Annotated in this window: 13 protein-coding genes; 2 read left to right on the top strand and 11 right to left on the bottom strand. The window is 63.4% G+C overall.

Annotated features, from left to right (window positions below; genetic code table 11):
• Window positions 1-167: 167 nt before the first annotated feature.
• From ftsB to PAN31117_RS23815, 9 genes are all read right to left on the bottom strand, one after another.
• Window positions 168-593: a cell division protein FtsB gene (gene ftsB / locus PAN31117_RS23855; protein WP_150664814.1), complete on the bottom strand. Its 426-nt coding sequence runs from the start codon at window positions 591-593 to the stop codon at window positions 168-170.
• A 73-nt stretch (window positions 594-666) separates the two neighbouring features.
• Entirely contained in the window at window positions 667-1950 is a 1284-nt protein-coding gene (gene eno / locus PAN31117_RS23850; RefSeq protein ID WP_039399287.1) for a phosphopyruvate hydratase, read from the bottom strand.
• A gap of 411 nt (window positions 1951-2361) precedes the next feature.
• On the bottom strand, window positions 2362-3216 hold the full coding sequence (gene kdsA, locus PAN31117_RS23845) for a 3-deoxy-8-phosphooctulonate synthase (RefSeq protein WP_039399289.1): 855 nt from the start codon (window positions 3214-3216) through the stop codon (window positions 2362-2364).
• A gap of 32 nt (window positions 3217-3248) precedes the next feature.
• On the bottom strand, window positions 3249-4907 hold the full coding sequence (pyrG, locus tag PAN31117_RS23840) for a CTP synthase (protein ID WP_039399291.1): 1659 nt from the start codon (window positions 4905-4907) through the stop codon (window positions 3249-3251).
• Window positions 4908-5196: 289 nt separating this feature from the next.
• Window positions 5197-6027 carry an alpha/beta fold hydrolase gene (locus PAN31117_RS23835; protein WP_150740390.1) on the bottom strand — a complete coding sequence of 277 codons (831 nt, stop codon included), beginning with the start codon at window positions 6025-6027 and terminating at the stop codon, window positions 5197-5199.
• Between the two features lie 215 nt (window positions 6028-6242).
• Window positions 6243-9272, bottom strand: a complete 3030-nt coding sequence (locus tag PAN31117_RS23830) for a DNA internalization-related competence protein ComEC/Rec2 (protein WP_150740389.1) — start codon at window positions 9270-9272, stop codon at window positions 6243-6245.
• Between the two features lie 44 nt (window positions 9273-9316).
• Complete coding sequence (locus PAN31117_RS23825; protein ID WP_150740388.1) at window positions 9317-10174, bottom strand: TatD family hydrolase; 858 nt, start codon at window positions 10172-10174, stop codon at window positions 9317-9319.
• 206 nt (window positions 10175-10380) lie between these two features.
• Window positions 10381-11106 carry a lipoprotein-releasing ABC transporter ATP-binding protein LolD gene (lolD, locus tag PAN31117_RS23820; protein WP_150740387.1) on the bottom strand — a complete coding sequence of 242 codons (726 nt, stop codon included), beginning with the start codon at window positions 11104-11106 and terminating at the stop codon, window positions 10381-10383.
• Window positions 11099-12352 carry a lipoprotein-releasing ABC transporter permease subunit gene (locus tag PAN31117_RS23815; RefSeq protein ID WP_150740386.1) on the bottom strand — a complete coding sequence of 418 codons (1254 nt, stop codon included), beginning with the start codon at window positions 12350-12352 and terminating at the stop codon, window positions 11099-11101. The genes lolD and PAN31117_RS23815 overlap by 8 nt, the downstream gene beginning before the upstream one ends.
• Before the next feature lie 182 nt (window positions 12353-12534).
• Here PAN31117_RS23815 and PAN31117_RS23810 point away from each other — a divergent pair, with 182 nt between their 5' ends.
• Window positions 12535-13614, top strand: coding sequence for a regulator (locus tag PAN31117_RS23810; RefSeq protein WP_150740385.1), 1080 nt, complete (start codon window positions 12535-12537; stop codon window positions 13612-13614).
• On the top strand, window positions 13611-15308 hold the full coding sequence (gene recJ / locus PAN31117_RS23805; RefSeq protein ID WP_150740384.1) for a single-stranded-DNA-specific exonuclease RecJ: 1698 nt from the start codon (window positions 13611-13613) through the stop codon (window positions 15306-15308). The genes PAN31117_RS23810 and recJ overlap by 4 nt, the downstream gene beginning before the upstream one ends.
• On the opposite strand, the gene PAN31117_RS27255 is transcribed toward recJ, so the two are convergent.
• Complete coding sequence (locus tag PAN31117_RS27255) at window positions 15286-15447, bottom strand: hypothetical protein (RefSeq protein ID WP_174991098.1); 162 nt, start codon at window positions 15445-15447, stop codon at window positions 15286-15288. The genes recJ and PAN31117_RS27255 overlap by 23 nt on opposite strands.
• Before the next feature lie 5 nt (window positions 15448-15452).
• Complete coding sequence (locus PAN31117_RS23800) at window positions 15453-15836, bottom strand: TonB-dependent receptor (RefSeq protein WP_150740383.1); 384 nt, start codon at window positions 15834-15836, stop codon at window positions 15453-15455.
• Window positions 15837-15858: the final 22 nt, after the last annotated feature.

The raw sequence follows: 15858 nt of genomic DNA, 5'->3' as shown, positions 1-15858 counted from the left end.
CGTCCGCTTGACCCCTTGCTCCATTTGCCTCTCCTTCAATGCATCGAAAAAGTGACAACCTATTTCAGGACGGGTCAAGATCAATAAAAAAGGCACTCCCGAGGGAGTGCCTTTTTGTACTACGTCTGCGCGAGACTGCTGGGGACGGCAGCAGCGGCCAGTGAGGATCAGTGATGCTGCGCCTTGTGCGCCGACTGCGTCTTGCCCTTCGTCTGCGACGGTGGGGGCGGCGGCGCGGCGGCGACCGTCTTGTGAGCCGGTTCGGTCGACGAGACGAGCGGCGCGTCGGCACCGGATGCGCCTTGCGGCGCGCCAGCCCCATCCGCACCGACGAATTGCACGAACAATTCGCCGTCCTTGACCATCCCCAACTCGAAACGAGCGCGTTCTTCGATCGCCGACGTACCGTCCTGCAGATCCTGCACTTCGCCTGCAAGGCGATCGTTACGTTCTTTCAACTGCTCGTTTTTCTGCTGTTCGGCGCTCAGCTCGTCGCGCAGTTCGTGCACGTACAACCAACCACCGTGGCCGAACCAGAGCGGATACTGGATGACAACCAACAACGCCACCAGTACCAAGGTCACCATTCGCATGCTTTCGCCTGGCAAGAATTCCGGGAAGGCGGGCCTGACGACCATCAGGCCCTAACTGCCCGGGGAAACGGAATTAGCGCAGATTGTAGAACGTTTCCTTGCCCGGGTACGAAGCGATATCGCCGAGATCTTCCTCGATGCGCAGAAGCTGGTTGTACTTGGCGATACGATCGCTGCGCGAGAGCGAGCCGGTCTTGATCTGACCTGCATTGGTGCCCACAGCGATATCGGCAATCGTCGAATCTTCGGTTTCGCCCGAACGGTGCGACACAACCGCCGTATAACCAGCGCGCTTGGCCATTTCGATGGCAGCGAACGTCTCAGTCAGCGTGCCGATCTGGTTGATCTTGATGAGGATCGAGTTGGCCACGCCTTGATCGATACCTTGCTTCAGGATCTTCGTGTTGGTCACGAACAGGTCGTCGCCGACCAGTTGCACCTTCTTGCCCAGCTTGTCCGTCAGAATCTTCCAGCCGGCCCAGTCGTCTTCCGACATGCCGTCTTCGATCGAGACGATCGGGAACTTGTCGCACAGGTTGGCGAGGTAGTCGGCGAACTCTTCCGAGGTCAGCGACAGGCCTTCACCGGCCAGTTCGTACTTGCCGTTCTTGTAGAACTCGGTCGACGCGCAATCGAGTGCGAGCAGCACGTCGTCGCCCAGGCGATAGCCGGCCTTTTCGACGGCTTCCTGAATCGTGGCGAGGCACTGTTCGTTCGACTCGAAGTTCGGTGCGAAGCCGCCTTCGTCGCCCACAGCCGTGCTCCAGCCCTTCTCGGCGATCAGCGACTTGAGTGCGTGGAAGATTTCCGTGCCGCAGCGCAGGGCTTCACGGAAGCTCGACTGACCGACCGGCATCACCATGAATTCCTGGATGTCCAGACTGTTGTTGGCGTGCGCGCCGCCGTTGACGATGTTCATCATCGGCACCGGCATTTGCATAGCGCCCGAACCGCCGAAATAGCGATACAGCGGCAGGCCGGCTTCTTCGGCAGCTGCCTTCGCCACGGCCATCGACACGGCCAGCATGGCGTTAGCACCGAGGCGCGACTTGTTGTCCGTGCCGTCGAGTTCGATCAGGGTCTTGTCCAGGAAGGCCTGCTCGGCAGCATCCAGGCCCATGATGGCTTCCGAAATCTCGGTGTTGATGTGCTCCACAGCCTTCTGCACACCCTTGCCGAGATAGCGCGACTTGTCGCCATCACGCAGTTCGATCGCTTCGCGCGAGCCGGTCGATGCACCCGACGGCACTGCCGCACGGCCCATCACCCCCGACTCCAGCAGCACGTCGCACTCGACCGTCGGATTACCGCGCGAGTCCAGCACTTCGCGCCCGATGATATCTACGATTGCACTCATGTATTCCTCGGTATCTATAAGACAAAAACGCTAAAGGGAACCAGCTTCGCGCCGCGACCCCGCCTGCCACCTGCCGCTTCCACGCCGGGCGCTGACCTCGAACCGGCAGCGCGCCGAATCCTGACGTGGGGGCCGATGCTGCGCTTGTGCGCGCACCGGTGGGCAATACGTAGACGGGGGAACAACGGCGCCTCGAAATGAGGCACGGCGGCCTGTGGGGTGACTTCGATGTCGACGGTGCACTCGGCGTGCTGCACGCGGACCTCTCCTCCGAGGACTCGCCCTCGCGACGGCCATTGACGACCGCTGCGCGACAAGCTTAACGACTCGACGCCATGCTGCCAAGGCGTCCGGCCGCTATACCCGTCCTGTGGGCGTTCTGATAGTGGCCCCAGGACGGTGTGTCTCATTTCAGTTGAAATTGTTTTCCAGGAACTCGCCCTGCTTCACCGCCGCGTCAATCGTCTTGAGCGTGGTGAGCAGTTCGCGCATGCGTCCCAGCGGCACGGCATTCGGACCATCCGAGAGTGCGCACGCCGGATCCGGGTGCGTCTCCATGAAGAGACCCGAGACGCCGACAGCCACGGCAGCACGCGAGAGCACCGGCACGAATTCGCGCTGACCGCCCGAACTAGTGCCTTGTCCGCCCGGCAACTGCACGGAGTGCGTGGCGTCGAACACCACCGGCGCACCGGTCTCGCGCATGATCGCCAGCGAGCGCATGTCCGAGACCAGGTTGTTGTAGCCGAACGAAACGCCCCGCTCGCAGGCCATGAAGACGTCATCGGGAAGACCAGCTTCGCGTGCAGCGTCGCGGGCCTTGTCGATCACGTTGATCATGTCGTGCGGCGCGAGAAACTGCCCCTTCTTGATGTTCACCGGCTTGCCCGACTGAGCGCAGGCGCGGATGAAATCGGTCTGGCGGCACAGGAATGCCGGCGTTTGCAGCACGTCGACGATCGGCGCGGCGACCGCCACATCCTCTTCGGTGTGCACGTCGGTGAGCACCGGTACGCCGAGCTGGCGGCGCACTTCTTCGAGGATCTTCAAGCCTTGCTCGCGGCCCGGGCCACGATACGACTTGCCCGAGCTGCGGTTCGCCTTGTCGAACGACGACTTGTAGATGAACGGAATGCCGAGCGCGCTCGTGATTTCCTTGAGCTGGCCTGCAACGTCGATCGTCATTTGCTCCGACTCGACGACGCAGGTACCCGCGATCAGAAAAAACGGCTTATCCAGGCCAACATCGAAACCGCACAGTTTCATGGGAACTCCTTGTTTCTCGCTCGCTGCGCGTCTCAGGCGGCCTTCTTGCGCGCTTGCTGACCGGCCAGCGCTGCTTCAACGTAAGCCTTGAAGAGCGGGTGGCCATCGCGCGGCGTCGAGGTGAACTCGGGGTGGAACTGAACGCCCACGAACCACGGGTGCACCTGTTGCGGCAGCTCCATCATTTCCGGCAGATTCTCGGTCGGCGTGCGTGCCGAGATCACCAGACCGGCGGCCTCGAGCTGCGGGACGTAATGATTGTTGACTTCGTAACGGTGGCGGTGACGCTCGTTGACCGTCTCACCATAAATGCGCGAAGCCAGCGTTTCGGCCTTGACCGGTACACGTTGCGAGCCCAGGCGCATCGTACCGCCCAGATCCGAGTCTTCGGTACGCTGCTCGACCTTGCCGTCGCGATCCTGCCACTCGGTAATGAGCGCAACGACCGGATGCGGCGTCGCCGGTTCGAATTCCGTGCTGTTGGCGTCGGCCAGATTGGCGACGTCGCGCGCGAATTCGATCACGGCCAGTTGCATACCGAGGCAGATGCCCAGATACGGCACGCGGTTTTCGCGAGCGTAACGGATCGCCTTGATCTTGCCTTCCGTACCCCGACGGCCGAAACCGCCCGGCACGAGAATCGCGTCCAGATGCTTGAGCGCATCCGTGCCATCCTTCTCGATCTGCTCGGAATCGATGTACTCGATATTCACGCGTGTTTCCGTGTGGATGGCAGCGTGACGCAGGGCTTCGATCAGCGACTTGTACGACTCGGTCAGATCGACGTACTTGCCGACCATACCGATCGTGACATCGTGCTTGGGATTCTCGACAGCATGCACCAGACGCGTCCACATGGACAGGTCAGCCGGCTTGGCTTCGATCTTCAGCTCGTCGCAGATGATCTTGTCCATGCCCTGGTCGTGCAGCATTTGCGGAATCTTGTAAATCGTGTCGACGTCCCACACCGAAATCACGGCGTCTTGCGGGATGTTCGCGAACAGCGAAATCTTGGCGCACTCGTCTTCCGGAATCTGACGGTCAGCGCGGCACAGCAGCACGTCCGGCGAGATACCGATTTCGCGCAGCTTCTGCACACTGTGTTGCGTCGGCTTGGTCTTGAGCTCGCCTGCCGTCGCAATATACGGCACGAGCGTCAGGTGCACGAAGGCCACGCTATTGCGGCCCAGGCGCAGGTTCATCTGGCGCGCGGCTTCGAGGAACGGCAGCGACTCGATGTCACCGACCGTGCCACCAATTTCGACGATGGCGACGTCGGGATGGCCGTCCCACGTCGAACGCGCACCGCGCTCGACGAAGGCCTGAATTTCATTGGTGATGTGCGGAATGACCTGAACGGTCTTGCCGAGATACTCGCCACGGCGCTCCTTACGGATCACCGACTCGTAGATCTGGCCCGTCGTGAAGTTGTTCGCACGACGCATCTTCGCGCTGATGAAGCGCTCATAGTGACCCAGATCGAGGTCGGTTTCCGCACCGTCCTCGGTCACAAACACCTCGCCGTGCTGGAACGGGCTCATCGTGCCCGGGTCGACGTTGATGTAGGGGTCAAGCTTGAGGAGGGTGACTTTGAGGCCACGCGATTCGAGAATCGCGGCCAGAGATGCGGCAGCAATTCCCTTACCAAGAGAGGAAACCACGCCGCCCGTGACAAAAACGAATTTGGTCATCGCAGTAATTGCTCGCGGGAAAGCCGGATTATACCCGAAACCCGCCTCGTCCTCGAGGGGCTGCGCGGCAAATTTTGGCCTTGACAGGCACCCGGCGCGGCGTCCCGTCATGACCAGCGCGCCCCGGCACGAATCTCTGCGATCTTAGATCCCGCTCAGCACAAACCACTGCCGGTGTCGACGGACAAGCGTATCGCCGCCCATCGGTCTGCAACTGACTGGCATCCCGGAACGCACTACCACCTGGCAGACAGGATGTAAGGTCGACAATGCCGGGAACGTTCGGCCTTCAGGCGGCCAGCGGACGGCGATGCTCTCCGCGCAATTCCGCAAGCATGTCGCTGATGGCCGCCGCCGTGTCCAACGGACGCTCCATCGGGAAAAGGTGGGTGCCGGGGACATAACGCAGATGCGTCCCAACAATCCGGCGCGTCGCTCCGATCCCGGCCTGACGCAATTCGCGAGACTCGGTCCCGGCGAGGAAACCAACCGGCACCGGCACACCTCTGAGGGCGCGCACAGCGAGCAACGGCGGCAACGTCAGATAGATCCGGTACTCGATCTCGCGCGCAAAGGCGAGACGCCGTGCTTCGCCCTCTCCCGTGGGCAACGTCCCGCAATCGATGTAATCGCGCAGCACGTCTGGGTCCCAACTGGCGAACGCCGGTTTGCTCGCAAAATGCTGCCACGCACTTTCCCAGTCCGGCCACTGATCCCGACGTTTCTTGGTCACCCCCGCGGGAGACATCCGTTCGTAAAGTCCCGTCAGCATGCCAAGACGAAGCATCTGAGTGCGCCAGCCCGGCGTCACGATCGGCGAGTCCACCATCACCACGCCACGCACGCATTGCGGGGCTTTGAGTGCCGCCATGAGACTCAGGAAGCCGCCAAGCGAATGTCCGACAAGCCAGACCGGCTCGCCCCGATACTGACGCACCAGCGTGTCGACCAGTTCGTTGCGCAGATACCGCCAACCCGGCGTCACCGGATAACGCGGGTCATGCCCGATACGATCGATGGCGCGTACGTCGTACTCGTCGGCCAGCGCACCGAGCATCTTGCGATAGACCCCGGCGGGAAAGCCGTTGCCGTGCGAAAAATGAATGATGTCTCTTGTCATGGAATTCGTTGTCTTGGCGAGCGTGCTTCATGCGCCACGGGACGGCGGCGCACGGTGTCGCACACTTGTGCATTCGGCGCGAGGATCAGGCCGCATGACATTCGCCGGACCATTCTAGCTAACCGCTGCTTGAGTACCCGTAGAGGTTTCCGTCGAATTACCGCCCTGCGTCATCCCGAAAAGTGCGCGCACACAGTACAAGCCGCCGCCGCTTTTCAGGACGAATCGGGCGACAACGCGTGCCAGTACCGCCGGAAACTCGCACGATACGCTTGCACCGCCATGCCGTCCGGCGTGCTGGAAAACCGAATCCCGCCGTGCATCACGCTCTGCCAGATCGTCGCGCCCGCTGATTGATAGCGGGCGACCACGGCCGGTTTCGGATGTCCGAAGCGGTTGCGATACCCCGCTTGAAACACCACGTGGGCTGGCGATACCGCAGTCACGAACGCCGAGGTCGACGACGTCAGGCTGCCGTGATGCGGGGCAAGCAGCACGTCCGAGCGCAGCGCCCGCCCATAGCGGGCCACCATCGTACGTTCCTGCGCGCTTTCAGCGTCGGCCGCAAGCAATGCGCTGTGCCGCCCGTTCGCAATTCGCAGCACACAGCTCACACTATTGGGTCCAGCCCTCCCACGTCGACTGTCACGCAACGCCGCCTTGTCCGGGTGCAAAAACCGGAAGGTGACGCCCTCCCACTCCCACTGCTGCCCGGCAAGACAGGTGCGGTGCGGTGCCGATGCGCGCCGAACCCGATGCCCATCGGGCAAGGACGACAGGACTTGCGCCTCCGGGAACGCTCGCAACACACTCAACGCGCCGCCAAAGTGATCGTCATGCGCGTGGCTGACAACCATCCGATCGAGCCGTGTTATCCCCATCGAATGCAAATATGGAACGATGACACGCCGTCCCGCGTCGCTGCGTCGCCCCAACGGCGGACCGCTGTCGAACAGTAACGTTCGCGTTGCGGTTTCGACCAGCACAGCGTTGCCCTGCCCGATGTCGAGCATGGTCACGCGAAACTCGCCCACCGCCGGCCGTTGCGGGGACGCCAGCGCCGCCGGCCCCATCAGCACCACCCCGGCGAGCCGTATGCCGATCACCCATCTCCTCGTCGCGGGGACCCACTGCGGCATCGGCACGAGACAAACCACCACGCCAGCGACAGCCGCCATCTGCGCCCACCCCGGTGCAACCGGCGCTCGCCAGACAGCCCAAGGCATCGCCGCAAGTGTGCCCAGCCAGTCCGCAAGCCAGACGACCACCGTATGCGCAACAACGAGCGCCCAGTGCGCAAGACCGGAAGGCAACAGCAGGCTCGCGAGTGCGAGCGGCGTCACGATCAGCGTCATCACCGGAATAGCGACGGCGTTCGCCAATGGCCCCAGCAATGGCACTGCGCCGAACCACGCGAGCGTCAATGGGATCAGACCGATGGTGACCGCATACTGTGCGCGGGCTGCAGGTGCCATTCGGCGGCATAGGGCGACTCCCAAGCGCCCCACCCACCCTACGGCTTGCCAACCTGCCGGAGTGCCGCTCGCCGCACCGATCTTCAACCCGCCCGCCTTCGGCACCTCCAAAGTCTCGCATTCCAGAGTTGCGGCAATTGTCTCCAACCGTGTGGCGATTACGCGTTTCCCCCGGATGTCGGCGTCTTCCGCGTCTTCCGCATTCTCGGCGGCCCGCGCGCCGCCAAAGCGTCCGTTCGACTTCAAGAGCGCCCTGTCGCCCCGCCTCGTGGCCAACACGAGCGCCGCCACCGCACCGAACGACAGCCACAAACCGGGCGTGACAACGGCCCACGGATCCAGCGTGACGACAACCGCCAGCGCCCACGCCAACGCATAAGACGGCGCGGCGAATCGTCCCGTGAGCAACGCCAGCACAACAATGGCGACCATGCCAACGGCTCGCCGAACAGGCACCCCCCAGCCCGCAATCGCGCCATAAGCCACCGCCGCCAGCAACCCCGCAACAGCCGCCGCCTTCGGCGCTGGCCACCACAATGGCAAGCGCAATCGCGCAAAGCCCGCTCGACGCCACAGTCCGCCAACCATCGCAGCCATCGCGCCGGCGACCAGCGAGACGTGTAACCCCGAGATCGCCAGCAAGTGACTCACGCCGGTGTCGGCAAACATTTGCCAGTCGTCATCCGCGATATCGCCGCGCTCTCCCAGCGCCAACGCCATCAGCACGCCGCCATATCTCGCAGACGGGTCGAGGGCGGCCCGAAAATCGTCTCGCAATCGCTCACGCCACGCGGCGAATCCATACCCCGGCAACGGCCCCACATGCAGGCGACGTGGGAGAACCGCGCTCGCTTGAGCACCTTTGCCAAACGACGTCTTTACATATCCTGACGCCCGAATGCCCCGAGCTAGCGCCAGCAACTCCGCATCAAAGCCATGCCAGTTTGCGAAGCCGCGCGGTGCCTTGAGACGAACCGGCATTCGCCATCGCTCACCTGCGCGAGGCAGCCGCCGCCCGGCCACCGTCACCGCGCTCTGCGGTGCCTCACCCGGGCCGACGCCAACGACGGTGCGCACCTCGCGTTTCCCGCCGAAGGGCGAGCGCATTGGCCAAACCAACTCGATTCGCTTCGGCACACGCACCTCACCACATGCCAAGTCATCGCCGCCTGTGTGTCGTCTTGGCGCAAGCGATACCCCTTCGCCATCGCCATTGGCACACCCCGACGACGCAGCACACGCGTCGCATCCGCCCAGGCCCACATCGCCCCGCCCAACGGCGTACGCACTCTCGACATCGAAGACGAACCGCACACCGTCGCCCGTGGTGGTGGGCAGCCCCGCCACCACGCCGGTCACCAGCACGTCCCGTCCCTCAAGTGCAGCAGGCAAGCCGCCCCCGAGCCGCAAGTCTGCCCGGTAGGCCGCCCAGGCGTATCCTCCAACGCCAGCAGTCAATGCGAAGACCGTCACCGCAAGCCATCGCGGCCAGCCTTGGTTCGCAGACACTCCACCACAGAGCAGAGGGTCATCGACACCGCGACCGGCCAGTGCCGCCTTACGCTCAAGACGACAACGCCCCCTCGTCGCCCTCCATGGCTGTGCATATGACCGGGTTCTCCCTGCCACCCAAATCACGCGCAGCGCACCTGCAACGAATACACACCCGGTAATGCCAACCACTACCGCAAACCCTTGCCCCGTGGGCAGCACCGCGGCCTGTTGCAGCCACCAGACGCCCGCCACCCAGGCGAGCAGCACCATTCTCATGACGTCACCAAGTCATGTGTCGACAGTCGCGCGACGCCTCGGCGTCAGCGCGATTGCCCGGAAGGGTTGGGGGAAATCAGAGAGAAGTTCGCGGCGGGACCGTCACCCGGTGCCATCGCCATGGCGCCGGACAAGCGCGGCAGCACGCGCCAGGCGTTGGCGCACGTCGCCTGAGACAACGTCTCAGGTGCGACGCCGCGTAGCTCCGCCAACACCTGTGCGATGCGCGGCAATTCCACAGGGCTATTACGCTGCTTGTAGCACCACTCTGGCGCAATGTCGGGTGCGTCCGTTTCCAGCACGATGGAGTCCAGCGGCATATCCACGGCCAGACGACGAATCTGCAAAGCGCGATCGAACGTCATCTGCCCGCCGAACCCGAGGCAAAAGCCGCGCTCGACGAACATATCCGCCTGTTGCCGACTGCCGTTGAATGCGTGCGCGATGCCGCCTCGCGGCGTGAAGATCCGTAGCTGTTTGAGCAGGGCGTCCTGAGAGCGACGGACATGAAGAATGACCGGCAGATCGAAATCGCGTGCGATCTTCAGTTGCTCGACGTAGAAGAACTGCTGGCGCTCGGGGTCGAGCGTCCTGACGAAGAAATCCAGCCCGATCTCGCCAATGCCGACGAAGCGCGGATCCCCCATGGCAAGCTCGACCGCCCGGCGCAGCGTCGCGATGTCCTCGTCGCGTGCACGCGGCGTGTAGAGCGGATGAATGCCCAACGCATACGCGCCGCCCGGGATGGCGCGGGCGGCAGCACGAGCCGCGTCGAACGTCGCACATTCGACCGCCGGCACGACAAGCCCGACCACCCTCGCAGCGACGGCGTCGGTAATCACAGTGGTGCGGTCGGCATCAAACTCGGCCGCATCGAGATGGCAATGGGTATCGATCCACATGGTCAGGTGTCCTTAGGCGTCAATTCTACGGGGCGATGACAAGGCTCGCACGTCATCGTTGTCGTGACCATCGGACAACACCGCATCATGGTCTAGGACGTTGCCGAAAAGCGCATTCGCGCGACGTCCCGAAAATGCAAAACGCCGGGGAAATCCCCGGCGCCTCTCTGTCTGCCACGCCCCGCAACAACTGTCGTTCCACGAACTTACGCGGACTCAAGAATCCCTTCGCGAAGACGCAACGCGCGGTCGCAACGACGGGCCAGGTCGATATCGTGCGTGACGATCACGAAACTGGTCCTGAGCGTCTCCGACAACTCCAGCATGAGTTCGAACACAGTCTCGGCAGTGTGCCCGTCGAGGTTACCGGTCGGCTCGTCAGCCAGCACGCATGCAGGTTGCGTGACCAACGCTCGCGCCATCGCCACGCGCTGACGCTCGCCACCCGACAGCTCCGACGGACGATGCTTCATCCGCGAACCCAGCCCGACACGTTCGAGCATCACCTGCGCTGCGGCCCGTGCCTGCTCGGTCGGCAGACGGCGGATACGCAGCGGCATGGCCACGTTATCCAGCGCGGAGAACTCGGCCAGCAGATGGTGAAACTGATAGACGAAGCCGAGCGACTGATTGCGCTGCGCCGTCTTGTCGCGCTCGCGCAGCGACGAAAACGGCTTGCCGAGCAACGACACTTCGCCGCGCGAAGGATCGTCGAGCCCGCCCAGCACATGAAGCAAAGTGCTCTTGCCGGAGCCCGACGCCCCGACGATCGCCACCTTCTCGCCCGGCGCAACGTCAAGACTCGCCCCGTTGAGCACCGTCACATTCAACTGACCTTGCTTGAACGTCTTGTGCAGATCGCGAGCCCGCAACACAGGGCCGTCGTACGCCAGATTCGGCACCGGGGCCATCGATTGATTTGCGTTACTCATAGCGCAGGGCCTCCGCCGGTTTGACGCGCGAGGCACGCCAGCTCGGATAGATCGTCGCAAGCGCCGAGAGGATGAAGGAGATCACCCCGATACGGATCACGTCGGACGATTGCAGATCCGAGGGCAATTCGGAAATGAAGTAAATGTCTTGCGGCAGGAAGTGAATCCCCAACAAACGCTCGATGAACGGCACGATCGTCCCGATATTCACCGAAATCAGACAACCGAGGCCGACACCGAGCAACGCCCCGGCAAAACCGATCGTCACGCCCTGCACGATGAAGATCTTCATGATCGAGCCGGGCTGCGCGCCAAGCGTTCGCAAAATGGCAATGTCTGCGTATTTGTCGGTCACCGTCATCACCAGCGACGACACCAGGTTGAATGCAGCAACCGCGATGATGAGCGTCAGGATGATGAACATCATGCGCTTTTCCGTCTGCACCGCCACGAACCAGTTCTTGTTCTGCTGGGTCCAGTCGCGCACCCACATGTTGCCCGAGAGCGACTTGGCCAGTTCGCGCGCCACGAGCGGCGCCTGCTCCATGTCCTGAATTTTCAGACGCACGCCCGTCGGGCCGTCGAGTCTGAATAGTGTTTCCGCGTCATGCAGGTCGATCAGCGCCAGCGAACTGTCATATTCGTAATGCCCGGCCGTGAAGATCGCGACCACGGTGAATTGCTTCACGCGCGGTAACACGCCTGCGGGCGTGATCGTCCCCTGAGGGGCCACGAGCGTGATCTTGTCGCCGATGCTCACGCCCAGCGCCCGCGCCAGCTCTCGCCCGAGCACGATGCCGAAGCTGCCCGGCGTCAGGTTATTCAGGGTGCCGTCCGTAATCTGCTTACCGAGGTCGGAGACCTTCGCTTCCTCACTCGGGACGATGCCGCGCAACACCACGCCGCGCACGTTGTCGTCGCGCGTGAGCATGGCCTGCTCACCCACATAAGGCGCAGCCGCAATGACGTTCTTGTTTTGCAACGCCTCGGCGGCCGTACGCTGCCAGTCCGGCAGATTGCCGTCGACCGCGAAGACCTCGATGTGCGCCAGCACGGAGAGCATGCGGTCCCGAACTTCCTTCTGAAAGCCGTTCATCACCGAGAGCACCACAATGAGCGCTGCCACGCCCAGCGCAATGCCGGCCATGGAGATGAAAGAGATAAAGGAAATGAAACCGTTGCCGGATGATCGCTTGCCGGTGCGCGTGTAGCGCCAGCCGATCTGCCATTCGTATGGGAATTTCAAACGGATTCCTGATTCTTGATAAGGATCGATCGGAGCGTACCGGCGCAGGTTTGCACCCGCGCGGGTCCAGTACCCAAACTCCGCCCCCGGCCCCTGCCCGGCGCGGTGAATGGTACGTTCCGTACCTGACGTCAGGGTCACCCAACTGCCAGCGCGAAGTTTGCCATACAATTCGCCTCGACATGGATACACCTGCCCTGCACTTTCTCTTGCCGTTCGCGCTCCCCGCGTCGGCCCATTTGCCCGCACTGCTGGCCGAATTGGAGTTGCCCGCGCTCGAAAAGTTGCTCGCGCGCGGCGTCCAGTCGGCGCAGGACGTGCCGGAAGACCCGTTTGTCCCCACGCTGCCGCACGAACGCTGGCTCGCCGACGCTTTCGGGCTGCCCGGCGGCCCCGCGCGCGCGCCACTCGCGCCGTTCATGCTGTTTGACGATAGCGGCGCACTCGACACCCGGTTCTGGTACTGCGCGCAACCCGCCCACATCCACATCGCCACCGACCATCTCGTGCTGACGGATCCGGCCGAACTGGAATTGAGCGCGGAGGAATCTGCTGCCCTTTTCGCGACCGCACACGCACTGTTCGCAGAAGAAGGCGGCGAGTTGATCGCACCGCGCCCCGACCGGTGGTATCTGAGTGCCCCCACGCTGGGCGACCTTCTCACGGCATCGCCTGCGCGCGCCGCCGGGCGTAACGTCGACATCTGGCTGCCTCAGGGCAAGGCCGAACTGACGTGGCGCAAGTGGCAAAACGAAGTGCAGATGGCCTGGTACGACCACCCGGCCAATCAGGCCCGCGAAGCGCGTGGCCTGCCGCCCGTGAACGCGATCTGGCTGTTCGGTGGAGGTCAGCGCATTGCCGCGCCCCGCATGAATCGTCCGTGCGTCACGGTATTGGCCGACGCCCCCGCCACGCGCGGACTGGCGAACCATATGCAGATCGCGCTACACCCCACGTCAGCGGGTATCGACGCGGCCGACGGCCGCACACTGATACAGATCGACACCCTGACATCGTATTTCCTGGTGGAAGACTGGGCGCGCTGGCGCGACGCCCTCGTCGACCTCGACCGTCGCTGGCTGGCACCGGCGTTGGAGCGCCTGCAAAAAGGGCAAGCGCGTGAAGTCGCGCTCACGCTGTGTGGCGACAGCCACTCTGTGACCCTTCGCGCCCGTAGCGGCGACCTGCGCAAGTTCTGGCGTCGCCAGGGACTCACCGCACGCATGGTGCCGCTGGCCCGGCTGGGTGAGGAAGTGGCATGACCGACATCGTCACCCGTCTCGTCGACGAGACAACCGCCGACACACTCTCGCGTGACGGCGTCCACCCCGTGCTGGCACGCCTGTTCGCCTCGCGCGGCGTGGTCGAAAGCACCGAGACCGAAACCGCCCTCGCTCGCCTGATTCCGCCCACGCGGCTCAAGGGCGCGCAAGAGGCGGCCGTCTTTCTCGCGGACGCCATCGCCGCAGGCAAGCGCATGCTCGTCGTGGCCGACTATGACTGCGATGGGGCGACGGCTTGCGCCGTAGCCGTACGCGGGCTGCGCATGTTTGGCGCGAACGTCGAGTATCTGGTGCCGAACCGCTTCGAATACGGTTACGGACTCACACCGGAAATCGTGACGCTCGCCGCACGCAGCAAACAAGGTCCGCCGGATGTTCTGATTACCGTCGACAACGGCATCGCCAGCCTCGATGGCGTGGCCGCCGCACAACTGCTTGGCATCGAAGTCGTGGTCACCGACCACCACTTGCCCGGCAGCGAACTACCCAACGCGCGGTGCATCGTCAACCCGAATCAGCCGGGCTGTGAGTTTCCCAGCAAGAATCTGGCCGGCGTCGGCGTGATGTTTTACGTACTACTGGCGTTGCGAGCCGAGTTGCGGGGACGTGGCGCTTTCGACGCTCGCGAACAACCGCGGCTGGATACGTTACTGGACCTCGTCGCGTTGGGCACCGTCGCCGACGTGGTCAAGCTCGACACCAACAACCGCATTCTGGTGGCACAGGGCCTTTCTCGCATGCGCGCCGGGCGGATGCACCCCGGCATCAATGCCCTCTTTCGCGCGGCCGCCCGCAATGCACGGCAGGCCGGGAGTTTCGATCTCGGCTTCGGTCTGGGCCCACGACTGAACGCCGCCGGACGCCTCGCAGATATGTCGCTCGGCATCGAATGTCTGCTGACGGACGACGACGCCCGCGCCTGGACGCTTGCGCAGGAACTCGACGCGATGAATCGCGAGCGTCGCGAAATCGAAGCCGGCATGCAACAGGAAGCGCTGGCCGATCTGGCGCGTTTCGATCCACGCGCTGCGACCACGCTTTGCGCGTTTAACGAAACGTGGCATCAAGGCGTGATCGGTATCGTGGCGGCCCGCCTCAAAGAGAAGTTCTACCGTCCAACCATCGTGTTCGCTCCGGGGGACGACGGCCAGATCAAAGGATCCGGACGCTCGATCCCCGGCTTCCACTTGCGCGACGCGCTCGACCTCGTCACCAAACGCGAGCCCGGTCTGATCGGCAAGTTCGGTGGCCACGCGATGGCGGCCGGTCTTACGATCGCGGCCGACGCCCTGCCGCGTTTTCAGGCTGCGTTCGAAGGCGTCGGACAGGAATGGCTCGACGAGAAGACGCTCTCCCGTGTCATAGAAACCGACGGCGACATCGGTGACGATTGCTTCGTCCCGCCCTTCGTCGCCATGCTCGACGCGCAAGTCTGGGGGCAGGGCTTTCCCCCGCCCGTGTTCTCCGGCGAGTTCGATGTGCTCTCGCAGGCTATCCTGAAAGACAAGCATCTGAAGCTGCAACTCGGACGGGGCCGCATGCGCTTCAACGCGATCTGGTTCAATCACGCCGACACATTGCCAAGCCGCGCACAATTCGCCTATCGCTTGGCTGCGGACACCTTCAATGGCGTATCTCGTGTGCAGATGATCATCGAGCACGCTCAGGGCTGAACACCCGTTTCGCCGCGACGTGCTTTGGCCCCATCACACGCTGGCCTGTCAGCACGATCGCGCGCATCGCCTGCGCCCAACCCTGCAATTGTCGCGACGACGTGCCCTCGCGCGACGTCAGCGCCAGTTCGATGCGCAATGTCCCTACCCTGCCAGTTGGTACGTCCCCCGCAGCACGGCGTTCGCGGATGTCTGACGGCACACGTTCTGCACCGCAACCTGTGTTGCTTGTGCGGGTACCTGTGCCGACGCCGTCGGCAAGCCGATTAGCCCCGCCCCCACGCCCCAGCGACGGCCGTCGAATGGCAGCTCGTAGTTCGTCCACAAGCGGAACAGGTGACGCGGTGCAAAGTCGGCGAACGACTGGCCTTGCGAAGTGGCGTCGGCGAGATATTTCGTCGTGTTGAAGGTGTAGCCCGCGAATACGTTCCATGCGTCAGTGATCTGGCCGTTCGCCTGCTGTATGCCACGCACCATCGACAACCCATCGAGATCGACGGCATGCCGCCACGGCGGAGAAGTGACCATCTGCGAAATGCCCAAATCAAAT

The sequence above is a fragment of the Pandoraea anapnoica genome (assembly GCF_902459765.1).
Lineage (GTDB): Bacteria > Pseudomonadota > Gammaproteobacteria > Burkholderiales > Burkholderiaceae > Pandoraea > Pandoraea anapnoica.
The sequence above is the reverse complement of the archived record's forward strand: the minus strand, read 5'-3'. Positions and strand labels throughout refer to the sequence as shown.